Genomic DNA, 13,841 nt, shown 5'->3' with positions numbered 1-13,841 from the left:
GGCGGAACATTACACAGCAGTAACATAGGTGACCAAAACATTTCACCGCAATTTCATAGGATACTGACGTTCCAAACTGGCATGTGAAAGCCGTTGCTGAGTGGCGGTCTAAACCTTACACAATGATCATATAAACAACGACATCATTAATCGCTAATCGAAAACTCATACCACTTTATGCGGCCCAAAACACTCATAGTGCATACGATCCGCATCGACACCCAGTGCCTGTAGCTGTTTTGCAACATGTTGCATAAAGCCTACCGGTCCGCAGAAGTAATAGTGCATTTCATTATTTTTCAGCGCATCAGCGACCGGCGTGATATCCATTAAACCCTGATAGTTAAAATCGACATCAATGCAATCGTCTGTGCTGGTTTGCTGTAGCCAGACGTGGCTTTGTGCGTTTGGCATAGCGGCAATAATCGTATTCACTTCATCGGCAAAGGCGCGTACTTTGCTGTTTTCTGCAGCATGCAGCCACTGAATTTCTCCCTGATGACCGCGAGCCTGTAGCGTACGCAGCATGCCGAGCATAGGTGTTTGGCCTACGCCGCCGGAAATCAGTGCAACAGGCGTGTTTTCTTTGACTTCAAGGAAGAAATCACCGTGCGGAGGCGCGATTTGAATTACGTCGCCTTCTTGCGCGATATCATGCATAAAGTTCGAAACTTGACCCTGACCTTCGCGTTTTACCGCAATACGATAGTATTCACCGTTGGGTTCGTTGGTCAGAGAATATTGGCGGATTTCTTGATGTGGCAAGCTCGGATGGTGGATATAAACCGCTAAGTACTGACCCGGCTGGAAATCAGCCACGCGGCTTCCGTCTTCGGGCACCAGAATAAAGCTGGTGATGAGATCGCTTTGTTTCTCTTTTTTGAGGATCTTGAACGGACGCAGATCGCGCCAGCCACCTTGTGTGCTTTCACTCTGTTGATAAATCTGTGATTCGCGCTGAATAAAGACGTCGGCTAAAACGCCATAGGCTTTGCCCCATGCATCCAGCACTTCATCTCCCGGATTAAACATCTCTTCCAGCGTTTTTAGCAGGTGATGACCGACGATCTGATACTGTTCGGGCTGAATATTGAAGCTGGCGTGTTTCTGTGCAATACGCTCAACTGCAGGTAACAACGCCGCCAGATTTTCAATATTTGTCGCGTACGCGCAGATCGCATTGAACAGCGCTTCACGCTGGTCGCCATTACGCTGGTTACTCATATTAAAAATTTCTTTCAGCTCTGGATTGTGCTCAAACATGCGATCGTAAAAATGCGCGGTGAGTTTTGGTCCAGTTGCAGCCAGTAAAGGGATGGTCGATTTAACGGTGGCGATGGTTTGGCTATCCAGCATAAAAGTATCCTCACAGATGCAGGTGTTTTTAATGATGTATTTTAAATGCAACTTACAGATTTTTCTTTGCGCTGTAAATCCCTATTTTTGTTGTGTTGATGTTATTTAGTGACCTCTCTTACAAATATTGTTTCTGTTAAGTGAAATAGTTGCACATCACATTTGAAGAAAACTCCGGTTGCAATGCCTGTTGTTTCGCCAGATCAAATCCTTATTCCACGCCAAGCCAATCGTTTGCGTAAAAACATGGCCTAGGGTCTATCGTAACAAGGTGAAAACATATTACACTGTGGGCAGTCGCCCAAGAGGGTGTGTTTTTATTGAACAATGTCTAATAGACAATTCAGGTTAGCTGAGTCAGGAGAAGCGGATGTTAAAGCGTGAAATGAACATTGCCGATTACGATGCCGAGCTGTGGCAGGCAATGGAGCAGGAAGTCGTGCGTCAGGAAGAGCATATTGAGCTTATCGCATCAGAAAACTACACCAGCCCGCGTGTCATGCAGGCTCAGGGCTCTCAGCTGACCAACAAGTATGCTGAAGGCTATCCAGGTAAGCGTTACTACGGCGGCTGCGAATATGTCGACGTAGTTGAACAGCTGGCAATCGATCGCGCTAAAGAGCTGTTTGGTGCTGATTACGCGAACGTGCAACCGCACTCAGGTTCTCAGGCTAACTTTGCTGTTTACACCGCGTTGTTGCAGCCAGGCGATACCGTTTTAGGCATGAACTTGGCACATGGTGGCCATTTAACCCACGGTTCTCCAGTTAACTTCTCTGGCAAACTGTATAACATCGTTCCTTACGGTATCGATGAAAGTGGTCATATTGACTATGACGATCTGGCTACTCAGGCTGAAAAACATCAGCCGAAAATGATTATCGGCGGCTTCTCTGCCTATTCTGGCGTGGTTGACTGGGCTAAAATGCGTGAAATTGCTGACCGTATTGGTGCCTATCTGTTTGTCGATATGGCTCACGTTGCTGGTCTGGTCGCAGCCGGTGTTTATCCAAACCCAGTTCCACATGCTCACGTTGTGACCACCACCACACACAAAACTCTGGCTGGCCCTCGCGGTGGCTTGATTTTGGCGAAAGGCGGCAGCGAAGAGATGTATAAAAAGCTGAACTCCGCGGTATTCCCTGGTGCGCAAGGCGGCCCTCTGATGCATGTCATCGCGGGTAAAGCGGTAGCGCTGAAAGAAGCGATGGAACCTGAGTTCAAGGCATATCAGCAGCTGGTTGCGAAAAATGCCAAGGCGATGGTTGAAGTCTTCCTGAACCGTGGATACAAAGTGGTTTCTGGCGGTACTGAAAACCACCTGTTCCTGTTGGATCTGGTTGATAAAAACATCACCGGTAAAGATGCCGACGCCGCGCTGGGTCGTGCAAATATCACCGTGAACAAAAACAGCGTTCCTAACGATCCTAAGAGCCCGTTTGTCACTTCAGGTGTGCGTGTTGGTACCCCTGCAATTACTCGCCGTGGCTTTAAAGAAGCTGAAGCGCGTGAACTGGCTGGCTGGATGTGTGATGTGTTGGATAACATCAACGATGAAGCTACTATTGAACGCACCAAACAGAAAGTTTTGGATATCTGCGCCCGGTTACCGGTTTACGCATAATCTCTGATTTCTGATGTGCTAAGCCCGCGTAATTGCGGGCTTTTTCGTCTCTGTGAAACCTCTATCTTTCGGCGAGCACGCCTTCCTGCATTAGCCATGCGCCAAAACTAACCGCGATGAGGCAAAGCTCTTCGGGAGGAAAATGAATTTGGTAATTCTGTTCGATACGTTGAACGGCTTTCTGAGTCATTGACATCAGTCCGGGATAGCGGGTTTCGATCTCTTCCAACAGAGGGTTACCTATTTTTATCCCAAATAAGCAGCGCTCGATTGCTGGCCCCATATGGGCAAAGAGTTGGGTGCAAAGCTGTTCACGATGGTTAAAGGTTATTTGGGTCAGTTTTTCAATTTGCTGAATGGCTAATTCTGTTTCATCCATGAGATGCCGATCTTCTGAGTGCATCTCAGGTAAATAGCGATAGGTTTTAATGAGCGTTAAGAATAGCGTGGTAAATTCAGACTCAAGCTCATGTATACCGATAGGCAACGAACCGTGAGTGGCTTGGCAGAGGCGTTCTGCAATACGGTATTCTTCTTTCTCGTGCAGCCAATATCTTAAATGTTGCGGGAATGACGGCAGAGAGAGCGTTTGTCTTTGATACTGGCAGTAGCGTAAAAAATACTGAATTAGCTCTCGGGATTGCTCGCCAAACGTCCGATGTAGTGCCGACTCGGCTTGCTCAAGAATATCGTCGATCTGCTGGAGAAAGTGTACAGATGGTGGGGCAGGATATTTTTCATTGATGCGTGGAATGAATATGGTTTCAATGCTATTTGGGAGCAGACGTTGAGCTCGCCTCAGCCAATGCAGCATACATAGCCGCTGATCGTAGGCCGAGCCCTGTAGCCGATACCCCTGTTTCGGATGATATACCACGCGTAATGCATGGAAACGCATGATCTCCTGACCGATGCTATGGATATCTTGTTCGGCTTGTTCAGGCAAAACCCGATTGATCCGACCAATAGTGGTCAGATGCAGTGGAGTCGTCGGTGTAAAAAGCAATAGCACAAGATTGCAGTGCCTTTGCTGTGCTGAGAGCTCAGGCACCAGAGGTGTGTCTAAACTCATATTCATTTCTCTTTGGCTGAGGTCAGTGAATGAACATGTTTCGTTGGCTAAGAATAGCAAAGTTGTGCAAAGCCGCGGGGTTGATATGCCATGTTTTTGTATTTTTGTGATACAGAAATAAATGAATGTAGTATTTTGCCGCGCTTTGTCGCGGTGGCTAATGATTAAACAGGGAGTTTATGTTGCATTTTGACATCAAAAATCAGCGTATTTACCGTTGGATTAGCATTTTATTCATTGCATTAGGCTTGTTTTTGACGCGGGCTGTCATGGCTCATCCACACAGTTTCATTGAGATGAAAAACTCTTTGGTCATTACGGATAATCAATTAACCGGCATGAAAATGACGTGGACCATGGATCCTTTGACGTCCGCTGATTTGCTTTATGATGCGGGAAATGCGGCGAACGGATCGGAGATTTGGAAGCAGCTTGCGGCAGAAGTGATGGCAAACGTCATTGGTCAGCACTATTTTACCGAGCTATACCATGAGGGCAAAAAGGTAAAATTCCTCAATCGTCCGAGTGAGTATCACCTTAGCCGTGAGGGTAATAATGCCATTTTGTCATTCGAGATGCTGCTGGCAAAACCCCAGTCGCTCAATGCTGAATTTACGCTCATGACATATGATCCTACGTACTATGTAGATATGACCTACGCCGATGAGAAATCTGTGACTTTGCCAATAGATGTGCAGGCACGCTGTACTCTCAAGGTGATAACACCAAAGCCAGATACGTCGCTAAAAGCCTATGCGTTGAACTTAGATAAGGCCGATGCGCCGGATGAAGATATGGAGCTTGGCAAGCAATTCGCCCAGCGAGTGGAGATAAAATGTCATTGATATTCTCCTCTGCCAAAAAATCCTCTACGCGTTGGCGTTTTATCCCTATTGCCATGATGACTGCGTTAGCGATGAGCGCGCTGGTATATGCATTTGTACACTGGAATGAGTGGTTACTGGTGAGTATTGAATGGCAGAAATCGCTCCATCAGTCGATGTCATATTTATTACAGCGGGTGGCAGATAATGCGCGGCAGGCAGGTGTAACGCTAGTCGCATTGAGTTTTGCTTACGGTGTTCTGCATGCGCTTGGGCCGGGACACGGTAAAGTTGTCATTACGACCTATTTGGCAACGCATCCCTCACGTTTACGTAGCAGTGTACGTTTGACGCTGGCGGCTTCATTACTGCAAGGCTTGGTGGCTATTGCGCTGGTTTCCGGCGTGTTAGGTGTGCTGCAGCTTTCAACCCGTGACTTACACCTAAGCAGTTTTTGGTTAGAGAAAGCCAGCTATGCTTTGGTGATATTTCTCGGTGCGGTGCTTTGCTGGCGAGCGTTAAATAAGATCAGGTTGATGAGGCGCAGCTCGGTAAAATCCGGCCTACATATTTCTGCGATAAAGCCGTTAGAGCGCCATCACCAGCATAGCGCCAACTGTGGCTGTGGTCATAAGCATGTGGCAAATGACCGTGAAATTGCGACGGCAACCACGTGGCGAACTCAGTTGGCAGTGGTTGCTGCGATGGGTATGCGACCTTGTTCTGGGGCTATTTTAGTGCTGCTGTTTTCCAAGGTCATTGGCGTTTATCTGTGGGGCGTGTTAGCTGCCATGGCAATGGCTGCAGGTACGGCGTTGACGATTAGCGGAATTGCATTTTTAGTGCACATCGCTCGGAAAATAGTGGAACGTTGGGCAATACAACGTGGCCGAAGTTTTAGTCCTTATTGGCGTTTAGCGCTGATGCTATCCGGAGGTGTGCTGCTTATTTTGATTGGCCTATTGATGTATCAAAGTGCGGTGCTAACGGGGATGGGAAGCGGCAGAGTGTTTGGACGATAACGGCCAGTCGCTAAAACGAAAAAGCCGCTCGAAAGAGCGGCTTTTTTACTGAACAAGCGCAAGAATTAACGCTTCAGCGCTTCGCTCAGTTCATCACGTACGTTAGCCAGAATAGCTTTAACAACGCGTGGGTTACCCGCAATGATATTGCCTGAGCTCAGGTAGTTATGACCACCAACAAAGTCAGTCACCAGACCGCCAGCTTCACGAACCAGCAGTTCGCCACCGGCGAAATCCCATGGTTTCAGACCAATTTCAAAGAAACCGTCAACGCGACCAGCGGCAACATAGGCCAGATCCAGCGCAGCGGAACCGGTGCGACGGAAGTCAGCGCACTGAGTGAACAACTTGCCCAAAATGGCGATATAAGCAGGAGCGTGTTGTTTAACTTTGAATGGGAAGCCAGTTGCCAGAATAGTGCCGTCTAAATCTTTAGCCGCTGCACCACGCAGACGATAGCCATTCAACTGAGCACCCTGACCGCGGGTTGCCGTGAACAGTTCGTTACGCATTGGATCATAAACAACAGCAACTTCAGTACGGCCTTTGATGCGTACTGCGATAGAGACTGCGAAATGTGGAAGACGTTTGATGAAGTTTGCAGTGCCATCCAGTGGATCAACTACCCATTGAATGTCGTGATCTTCACCGACCAACTCACCGCGTTCTTCGCTGATAATCGTGTGCTTAGGGTAAGACTTACGGATGGTCTCAATGATCAGGTGTTCAGCGTCACGGTCAACGTTGGTCACAAAATCGTTGCTGCCTTTCTGTGTAGTTTCGACAGCGTCAGGAGTTTCGTAATTTTTGGCAATCAGGTTACCAGCCTTACGCGCAGCGCGTATGGCGATATTCAGCATCGGATGCATGGGTATCTTCCACGGGATGTTAAAGAACAGGAAACGGCGCGCATTATAGCAGGCTGTGAATTAAACAGCCACGTCTGATTTCAATTCACTCCTGTTTATATCTGACCAATAGATTGCGATGAAAAGGTGGCGTGATGAAAACTCAATCAGAAACGGATTAAATCAATAGAAACGATCAATAGAAGCTTTATGTTAAGATATCCCGATTATCCAAACCAACTCAGAGTTAGCATGCTGGACAACATTCGTATTGTGCTGGTGGAGACTTCCCATACCGGAAACATGGGTTCGACTGCACGAGCTATGAAAACTATGGGGTTAACTAACCTCTATCTCGTCAATCCACTCGTGAAACCGGATTCTCAGGCTATTGCCTTGTCGGCTGGTGCGAGCGACGTGATTGGTAACGCGACTATCGTTGATACCTTTGATGAGGCTATCGCAGGCTGTAGCCTCGTAGTCGGCACTAGCGCACGTTCTCGTTCGTTGCCTTGGCCAATGTTAGAGCCACGCGAATGCGGTCAGCGTAGCGCGATGGAATCTGAACATGCGCCGGTAGCGATTGTCTTTGGCCGCGAGCGCGTTGGTCTGACAAATGAAGAATTGCAAAAGTGTCACTACCACGTGGCGATCCCAGCTAATCCAGAATACAGCTCGTTAAATCTGGCGATGGCGGTGCAGATCATTTCTTATGAAATACGCGTTGCTCATCTCGATCGTATTGCCGCGCACGAACCGGTGCCGGAAGAAGAGCCGTATCCATTGGTAGACGATCTTGAACGTTTCTACGCTCATCTGGAAGAAACTCTGCACGCGACAGGATTTATCCGTCCGACTCATCCAGGCAATATCATGAGCCGCTTGCGCCGATTGTTTACTCGTGCTCGCCCTGAAGCGCAAGAATTGAACATTTTGCGCGGTATTTTGGCGTCAATTGAGAAGCAAGAGCACGGAAAGCACTAAATCGAGACTGCTTTCGTCGGAATATCATAGTAAAATACACAGGTATTCCGATGAGTAAGATGCTGATAGTAAACAGGGAATGTTGTTGTACTGGTAACGTTGTTTTAACAGGATGTAATAGTTGAGTGAATTACTAGGTTAAATAGTTGACTGTTTTACTCAGGAATGAGAAAATTAACGCGTTCGATAAGTAAGCGTGTTTCATCTTTTTTCTTAAAGGTTACTATTTGCCATGAGACTGACATCCAAAGGCCGTTACGCTGTTACAGCTATGCTTGATGTGGCATTGCACTCCCAGGAAGGGCCAGTTCCGCTGGCAGATATTTCCGAACGTCAGGGCATCTCGCTCTCTTATTTGGAACAATTATTTTCGCGTCTGCGCAAGAATGGATTAGTTTCCAGCGTGCGTGGACCGGGCGGTGGTTATCTGCTGGGTAAAGACGCAGCTGAAATCGCCGTAGGTACCGTGATCACTGCCGTTGATGAATCTGTTGATGCAACGCGTTGTCAGGGTAAAGAAGGTTGTCAGGGTGGGACCCGTTGTCTGACGCATACGCTGTGGCGTGACTTGAGTGAGCGTATCAGCGGTTTTCTGAATAACATCACTCTGGCTGAACTGGTGAATAACCAAGAAGTGCTAGATGTTGCCGATCGCCAGAATTCCGATACGCGTCGTGGTGCCAATACTAACGGTCGTCAGGACACGATTAACGTGAATCTGCGCGCATAAGCAGCTGCGACGACGAGTCATAACACTTTCTTTAAATGCATTATTTGGAAGTGATGTACGGAGCAAGAGAATGAAATTACCGATTTATCTAGACTATTCAGCAACTACGCCAGCCGATCCGCGCGTAGCTGAAAAGATGATGCAGTTTTTAACCTTGGACGGTACTTTCGGTAACCCGGCTTCACGTTCCCACCGTTTTGGGTGGCAGGCGGAAGAAGCGGTAGATATCGCACGTAACAACATTGCTGAACTGGTCGGTGCCGATCCGCGTGAGATCGTCTTTACCTCCGGAGCAACCGAATCTGACAACTTGGCGATTAAAGGTGCTGCTAATTTCTATCAGAAGAAAGGCAAGCACATCATCACCAGCAAAACCGAACATAAAGCTGTGCTGGACACTTGCCGTCAGTTAGAACGTGAAGGCTTTGAAGTGACCTATCTGGCACCGCAACGTAACGGTATTATCGATCTCAAAGAGCTAGAAGCAGCCATGCGTGAAGATACCATTGTGGTTTCTATCATGCATGTAAACAACGAGATTGGCGTGATTCAGGACATCGAAGCTATCGGTGAACTGTGCCGCAGCCGTGGCATCATCTTCCACGTTGATGCGACGCAAAGCGTAGGCAAACTGCCTATCGATTTGAGCAAATTGAAAGTCGATTTGATGTCTTTCTCTGGCCACAAAATTTATGGCCCGAAAGGTATTGGTGCACTGTACGTCCGTCGTAAACCACGCGTTCGTATTGAAGCACAGATGCACGGCGGTGGTCATGAGCGCGGTATGCGTTCGGGTACCTTGCCTGTTCATCAGATCGTCGGTATGGGCGAAGCTTACCGTATCGCTAAAGAAGAAATGGCTACCGAAGTTCCACGTCTGCGCGCGCTGCGCGATCGTCTGTGGGATGGATTAAAAGATCTTGAAGAAGTGTACCTAAATGGTTCTTTAGAGCACGGTGCACCGAATATCCTGAACGTAAGCTTTAATTACGTCGAAGGCGAATCCTTAATTATGGCATTGAAAGATCTAGCCGTATCTTCTGGTTCAGCCTGTACTTCTGCCAGTTTGGAGCCGTCATACGTGCTGCGTGCTTTGGGAATGAACGATGAGTTAGCACATAGCTCTATTCGTTTCTCATTGGGTCGCTTTACCACGGAAGAAGAGATCGACTACGCCATCGCTCTGGTTCGTAAGTCTATTGGCCGTCTGCGTGACCTGTCTCCACTGTGGGATATGTTCAAGCAGGGTGTAGACATCAGCACCATTGAGTGGGCTGCTCATTAATCTCAGGATTCAAATTTAAGGAGTAACGTTATGGCTTACAGCGACAAAGTTATTGATCATTATGAAAATCCGCGCAACGTTGGTTCTTTCGATAACGAAGACCCAACCATTGGTAGCGGCATGGTCGGCGCACCCGCGTGTGGCGACGTGATGAAGTTGCAGATTAAAGTCAACAATGAGGGTATCATTGAAGATGCTCGCTTTAAGACTTATGGCTGTGGTTCAGCAATCGCATCAAGTTCACTGGTTACCGAATGGGTAAAAGGCAAGTCTCTCGACCAAGCTCAGGCTATCAAAAACACGGATATTGCCGAAGAGCTGGCTCTGCCACCAGTGAAAATTCACTGTTCGATTTTGGCTGAAGACGCCATCAAAGCGGCTATTGCAGATTATAAAACGAAGCATTCCGCTAAGTAATTTGTAGACGTTTTTCAGTGAGTTTCAGGACTGGCGATTTAAGACTGAATCGCCAGTAACCGTTATCAGAGAAACGCTTAACAAGAATTGAGGTTGTTGTATGTCTATTAGCATGAGCGACGCTGCCGCACAGCGCGTACAGACATTTTTGGCTAACCGCGGTAAAGGGTATGGCTTACGTCTGGGAGTGAGAACTTCTGGCTGTTCGGGAATGGCGTATGTACTGGAATTTGTTGATGCACCCAATGAAGATGATGTGGTGTTTGAAGACAAAGGCGTAAGAGTGATCGTTGATGGTAAAAGCTTGGCGTATCTTGATGGTACGGAGCTGGACTTCGTGAAAGAAGGCCTGAACGAGGGCTTTAAGTTCAACAACCCAAATATGACCAGCGAGTGCGGCTGCGGCGAAAGCTTTAACGTCTGATTGGCCGGACTGCTGTCTGCTGACGTATCGCAACGTTTTGTATACCCGTCATAGTTCAAGCTGCATGTGCGTTGCCTGCGACTCGAATTATTTAGGGTATATGAGGTATTTTGGGACACCTCATCCACAGACCAACATCAGAGCACGGCATGGATTACTTCACATTATTCGGGCTGCCGGTTCGCTACCCAGTGGACGGCAGCCTTCTTGCTTCACGCTATCAGGAATTGCAGCGTCAATTCCACCCCGATCGCTACGCGTCTAAACCTGAACGCGAGCGTATGCAGGCTATTCAACAAGCTGCAACCATCAATGATGCCTATCAAACTCTAAAACATCCCCTTAAACGCGCAGAGTATATGCTCTTTTTGCAGGGATTTGATTTGAGTAATGAACAGCACACAATGCGTGATACATCGTTCCTTATGGAACAGTTAGAATTGCGTGAAGAGCTTGATGGTATTGCGCATAAGGCCGACCCTGAAGAAGCGTTAATAGCCTTTTCAGCGCGGATCGCTAAAATGACCAAAACGCGCAGTGCACAGATGCTTACCGAGCTGGATCAACAGCAGTGGGAATCAGCGGCGGACACTGTACGTAAGCTACGTTTTCTCGACAAGCTACAGCAGCAAGTGGAACAACTCGAAGAAAAACTGCTGGGCCTATAACCGATTTTTGATTGTGTTGATTCAATGGATGTTTGCTAACAGACGTTGTTCTGACAAATCTTGTTTAACGGAAGCTCAAGATGGCTTTATTGCAAATTAGTGAGCCGGGGCTGAGTGCTGCTCCGCATCAACGCCGTTTAGCGGCGGGTATCGATTTAGGTACGACCAATTCATTGGTGGCGACCGTGCGCAGCGGCCAAGCAGAAACTCTGGCCGATGCGCAGGGCCGTCATTTGCTGCCTTCTGTCGTCCATTATCTTAAAGATGAAATTAACGTTGGCTATGACGCTCGCCAACAGGCGGCTCAAGATCCGGTTAATACCATTAGTTCTGCCAAGCGCCTGATGGGACGCTCTTTAGCCGATGTGCAAGCACGCTATCCGCATATGCCTTACCAGTTTGAGGCCAGCGAAAATGGCTTGCCGATGATGATAACGGCGGGCGGATCGGTGAACCCGATTCAAGTGTCAGCTGAAATTTTAAAAGCGCTGGCAGAGCGCGCCAAAGCGACCTTGGAAGGTGAGCTGGATGGCGTGGTGATCACCGTTCCTGCTTATTTTGATGATGCTCAGCGTCAGGGGACGAAAGACGCGGCGCGTCTGGCTGGCTTGCATGTATTGCGCTTGCTGAATGAGCCTACCGCAGCGGCGATTGCCTATGGTTTGGATTCAGGCCAAGAAGGTGTGATTGCGGTATACGATCTGGGCGGTGGCACTTTCGATATTTCTATTCTGCGCTTAAGCCGTGGTGTCTTCGAAGTTTTAGCGACCGGCGGCGATTCTGCTCTGGGCGGTGATGATTTCGACCATCTGCTGGCCGATTTTTTACGTGAGCAATCTGGTTATGCCGATCGCAGCGATGCGCGCATTCAGCGTCAGTTCCTTGATGTGGCTGTTGAAGCCAAGATCGCGCTCAGCGATGCTGAAAAGGTAGACGTTGAGGTGGCGGGCTGGAAAGGCTGCGTGACTCGCGCGCAGTTTGACGAACTGATTGGATCTTTGGTTAAGCGTACGTTGCTTTCCTGTCGCCGTGCGTTGAAAGATGCTGGCGTCACCGCCGATGAAGTGATTGAAGTGGTGATGGTTGGGGGTTCTACTCGCGTTCCTTTGGTTCGCGAACTGGTGGGCGATTTCTTTGGCCGTACACCGCTGACCTCTATCGACCCCGATCGCGTCGTGGCCATTGGTGCCGCTATTCAGGCAGATATTCTGGTGGGTAACAAACCTGATTCGGAAATGCTGCTGTTGGACGTTATCCCACTGTCTCTGGGCTTAGAAACCATGGGCGGATTGGTTGAGAAAGTGATCCCACGCAATACCACGATTCCGGTAGCGCGTGCGCAGGAGTTCACGACGTTCAAAGATGGCCAAAACGCCATGATGATCCACGTGGTGCAGGGTGAGAGAGAACTGGTTCAAGACAACCGATCCCTTGCTCGTTTTACTCTGCGAGGGATCCCTGCCATGCCTGCTGGCGGTGCGCATATTCGCGTAACTTTCCAAGTCGATGCTGACGGCCTGCTGAGCGTCACCGCGATGGAGAAATCCACCGGTGTGCAATCTTCGATTCAGGTAAAACCATCCTATGGCCTGAGCGATGATGAAATCATCACCATGATTAAAGACTCCATGGCAAATGCCACGGGGGATATCAGTGCGCGTATGCTGGCGGAACAAAAAGTAGAAGCGGCTCGTGTGTTGGAAAGCCTGAACGGTGCGCTGGCGGAAGATTCTGCACTGCTCAGCGAGTCAGAGCTGAGTAACATCAAGCAGGCCGTTACTGCCCTAGAGCAGGCCGCTGCGGGTGATGTTGCTGGAGATATTGAAGCTGCGATTAAAGTGCTTGATGCACAAACGCAAGAATTTGCTGCGCGCCGGATGGATGCATCTGTTCGCCGAGCGCTGGCTGGTCATTCTGTGGATGAGGTTTAAAAATGCCAAAAATCGTATTTCTTCCTAATCAGGAGCACTGCCCAGATGGCGCAGTTCTTGAAGCTCAGGAAGGCGAAACGATTCTCGACGTTGCTCTGCGTAACGGAATCGAAATTGAACATGCCTGCGAGAAATCATGCGCTTGCACAACCTGCCACTGTATCGTCCGCGAAGGTTTTGACTCGCTGGAAGAAAGCAGCGAGCTGGAAGATGACATGCTAGATAAAGCATGGGGTCTAGAACCGGAAAGTCGCCTGAGCTGTCAGGCAAAAGTTGCGGATCAGGATTTGGTTGTTGAGATCCCTCGTTACACCGTTAACCACGCGCGTGAGCATTAAAATAAGCGATTGCGTCTGTCATTTTGAACGTGGGCAGTGCTGATAACGCTTATTAGGGAGAATATATGGGACTTAAGTGGCAAGACAGCCGTGAGATTGGCGAAGCGCTGTATGACGCGTTTCCAGATGTTGATCCTAAAACGGTTCGTTTCACCGATATGCACCAGTGGATTTGCGATCTAGAAGATTTCGATGATGATCCTACAAAATCGAACGAAAAAATTCTGGAAGCGATCCTGCTAGTCTGGTTAGATGAAGCAGAGTAAACAGCATAGGGCTACCTGAGAAGGTGGCCTTTTTACTAAATGTACCCGTAGT

The 13,841-nt window shown here is 48.5% G+C and carries 15 protein-coding genes; 12 read left to right on the top strand and 3 right to left on the bottom strand.

The features are described 5' to 3' along the window. Nucleotides 1-165 precede the first annotated feature (165 nt). Complete coding sequence (hmpA, locus tag HMPREF3091_RS01160; protein WP_070713470.1) at nt 166-1,356, bottom strand: NO-inducible flavohemoprotein; 1,191 nt, start codon at nt 1,354-1,356, stop codon at nt 166-168. A gap of 370 nt (nt 1,357-1,726) precedes the next feature. Here hmpA and glyA point away from each other — a divergent pair, with 370 nt between their 5' ends. Further along, nucleotides 1,727-2,980 (top strand): serine hydroxymethyltransferase, encoded by a 1,254-nt coding sequence (glyA, locus tag HMPREF3091_RS01155; protein WP_004847488.1) that lies wholly within the window; start codon nt 1,727-1,729, stop codon nt 2,978-2,980. Nucleotides 2,981-3,041: 61 nt separating this feature from the next. On the opposite strand, the gene HMPREF3091_RS01150 is transcribed toward glyA, so the two are convergent. Beyond that, nucleotides 3,042-4,052 carry a PRD domain-containing protein gene (locus HMPREF3091_RS01150; protein WP_070713468.1) on the bottom strand — a complete coding sequence of 337 codons (1,011 nt, stop codon included), beginning with the start codon at nt 4,050-4,052 and terminating at the stop codon, nt 3,042-3,044. Between the two features lie 179 nt (nt 4,053-4,231). Here HMPREF3091_RS01150 and HMPREF3091_RS01145 point away from each other — a divergent pair, with 179 nt between their 5' ends. Beyond that, complete coding sequence (locus HMPREF3091_RS01145) at nt 4,232-4,897, top strand: DUF1007 family protein (RefSeq protein WP_070713464.1); 666 nt, start codon at nt 4,232-4,234, stop codon at nt 4,895-4,897. Continuing rightward, nucleotides 4,888-5,898, top strand: coding sequence for a nickel/cobalt transporter (locus HMPREF3091_RS01140; protein WP_070713460.1), 1,011 nt, complete (start codon nt 4,888-4,890; stop codon nt 5,896-5,898). Before HMPREF3091_RS01145 ends, HMPREF3091_RS01140 begins: the two co-directional genes overlap by 10 nt. Before the next feature lie 65 nt (nt 5,899-5,963). Here the strand turns inward: HMPREF3091_RS01140 and suhB are convergent, their stop codons facing one another. After that, on the bottom strand, nt 5,964-6,767 hold the full coding sequence (suhB, locus tag HMPREF3091_RS01135) for an inositol-1-monophosphatase (protein WP_008812492.1): 804 nt from the start codon (nt 6,765-6,767) through the stop codon (nt 5,964-5,966). A 231-nt stretch (nt 6,768-6,998) separates the two neighbouring features. Between suhB and trmJ the strand changes: the two genes are divergently transcribed. The 9 genes from trmJ (at nt 6,999) to iscX (ending at nt 13,789) form a co-directional block, all read left to right on the top strand. Next, the gene (trmJ, locus tag HMPREF3091_RS01130; RefSeq protein WP_004847477.1) at nt 6,999-7,730 is read left to right on the top strand and encodes a tRNA (cytosine(32)/uridine(32)-2'-O)-methyltransferase TrmJ; all 732 of its coding nucleotides are present in this window, start codon (nt 6,999-7,001) and stop codon (nt 7,728-7,730) included. Nucleotides 7,731-7,962: 232 nt separating this feature from the next. After that, nucleotides 7,963-8,460, top strand: coding sequence for a Fe-S cluster assembly transcriptional regulator IscR (gene iscR / locus HMPREF3091_RS01125; protein ID WP_004847474.1), 498 nt, complete (start codon nt 7,963-7,965; stop codon nt 8,458-8,460). Between the two features lie 70 nt (nt 8,461-8,530). After that, complete coding sequence (locus HMPREF3091_RS01120) at nt 8,531-9,745, top strand: IscS subfamily cysteine desulfurase (RefSeq protein WP_004847473.1); 1,215 nt, start codon at nt 8,531-8,533, stop codon at nt 9,743-9,745. 30 nt (nt 9,746-9,775) lie between these two features. Continuing rightward, the gene (iscU, locus tag HMPREF3091_RS01115) at nt 9,776-10,162 is read left to right on the top strand and encodes a Fe-S cluster assembly scaffold IscU (protein ID WP_004847471.1); all 387 of its coding nucleotides are present in this window, start codon (nt 9,776-9,778) and stop codon (nt 10,160-10,162) included. 100 nt (nt 10,163-10,262) lie between these two features. Then, the gene (gene iscA / locus HMPREF3091_RS01110) at nt 10,263-10,586 is read left to right on the top strand and encodes an iron-sulfur cluster assembly protein IscA (protein WP_004847469.1); all 324 of its coding nucleotides are present in this window, start codon (nt 10,263-10,265) and stop codon (nt 10,584-10,586) included. 149 nt (nt 10,587-10,735) lie between these two features. Further along, nucleotides 10,736-11,254 (top strand): co-chaperone HscB, encoded by a 519-nt coding sequence (gene hscB / locus HMPREF3091_RS01105; RefSeq protein WP_070713455.1) that lies wholly within the window; start codon nt 10,736-10,738, stop codon nt 11,252-11,254. A gap of 80 nt (nt 11,255-11,334) precedes the next feature. Continuing rightward, entirely contained in the window at nt 11,335-13,185 is a 1,851-nt protein-coding gene (hscA, locus tag HMPREF3091_RS01100; RefSeq protein WP_070713452.1) for a Fe-S protein assembly chaperone HscA, read from the top strand. A 2-nt stretch (nt 13,186-13,187) separates the two neighbouring features. Then, the gene (gene fdx, locus HMPREF3091_RS01095) at nt 13,188-13,523 is read left to right on the top strand and encodes an ISC system 2Fe-2S type ferredoxin (RefSeq protein ID WP_004847463.1); all 336 of its coding nucleotides are present in this window, start codon (nt 13,188-13,190) and stop codon (nt 13,521-13,523) included. Nucleotides 13,524-13,588: 65 nt separating this feature from the next. Further along, complete coding sequence (gene iscX, locus HMPREF3091_RS01090; RefSeq protein ID WP_004847462.1) at nt 13,589-13,789, top strand: Fe-S cluster assembly protein IscX; 201 nt, start codon at nt 13,589-13,591, stop codon at nt 13,787-13,789. Nucleotides 13,790-13,841: the final 52 nt, after the last annotated feature.

This window comes from Hafnia sp. HMSC23F03 (assembly GCF_001816025.1).
Classification (GTDB): Bacteria; Pseudomonadota; Gammaproteobacteria; order Enterobacterales; family Enterobacteriaceae; genus Hafnia; species Hafnia paralvei.
This window is presented reverse-complemented; position numbering and strand designations above follow the sequence as displayed.

Coding starts and splice junctions, on each gene's coding strand:
- hmpA (WP_070713470.1), bottom strand. CDS start 1,356: ATGCTGGATAGCCAAACCATCGCCACCGTTAAATCGACCATCCCTTTA.
- glyA (WP_004847488.1), top strand. CDS start 1,727: ATGTTAAAGCGTGAAATGAACATTGCCGATTACGATGCCGAGCTGTGG.
- HMPREF3091_RS01150 (WP_070713468.1), bottom strand. CDS start 4,052: ATGAGTTTAGACACACCTCTGGTGCCTGAGCTCTCAGCACAGCAAAGG.
- HMPREF3091_RS01145 (WP_070713464.1), top strand. CDS start 4,232: ATGTTGCATTTTGACATCAAAAATCAGCGTATTTACCGTTGGATTAGC.
- HMPREF3091_RS01140 (WP_070713460.1), top strand. CDS start 4,888: ATGTCATTGATATTCTCCTCTGCCAAAAAATCCTCTACGCGTTGGCGT.
- suhB (WP_008812492.1), bottom strand. CDS start 6,767: ATGCATCCGATGCTGAATATCGCCATACGCGCTGCGCGTAAGGCTGGT.
- trmJ (WP_004847477.1), top strand. CDS start 6,999: ATGCTGGACAACATTCGTATTGTGCTGGTGGAGACTTCCCATACCGGA.
- iscR (WP_004847474.1), top strand. CDS start 7,963: ATGAGACTGACATCCAAAGGCCGTTACGCTGTTACAGCTATGCTTGAT.
- HMPREF3091_RS01120 (WP_004847473.1), top strand. CDS start 8,531: ATGAAATTACCGATTTATCTAGACTATTCAGCAACTACGCCAGCCGAT.
- iscU (WP_004847471.1), top strand. CDS start 9,776: ATGGCTTACAGCGACAAAGTTATTGATCATTATGAAAATCCGCGCAAC.
- iscA (WP_004847469.1), top strand. CDS start 10,263: ATGTCTATTAGCATGAGCGACGCTGCCGCACAGCGCGTACAGACATTT.
- hscB (WP_070713455.1), top strand. CDS start 10,736: ATGGATTACTTCACATTATTCGGGCTGCCGGTTCGCTACCCAGTGGAC.
- hscA (WP_070713452.1), top strand. CDS start 11,335: ATGGCTTTATTGCAAATTAGTGAGCCGGGGCTGAGTGCTGCTCCGCAT.
- fdx (WP_004847463.1), top strand. CDS start 13,188: ATGCCAAAAATCGTATTTCTTCCTAATCAGGAGCACTGCCCAGATGGC.
- iscX (WP_004847462.1), top strand. CDS start 13,589: ATGGGACTTAAGTGGCAAGACAGCCGTGAGATTGGCGAAGCGCTGTAT.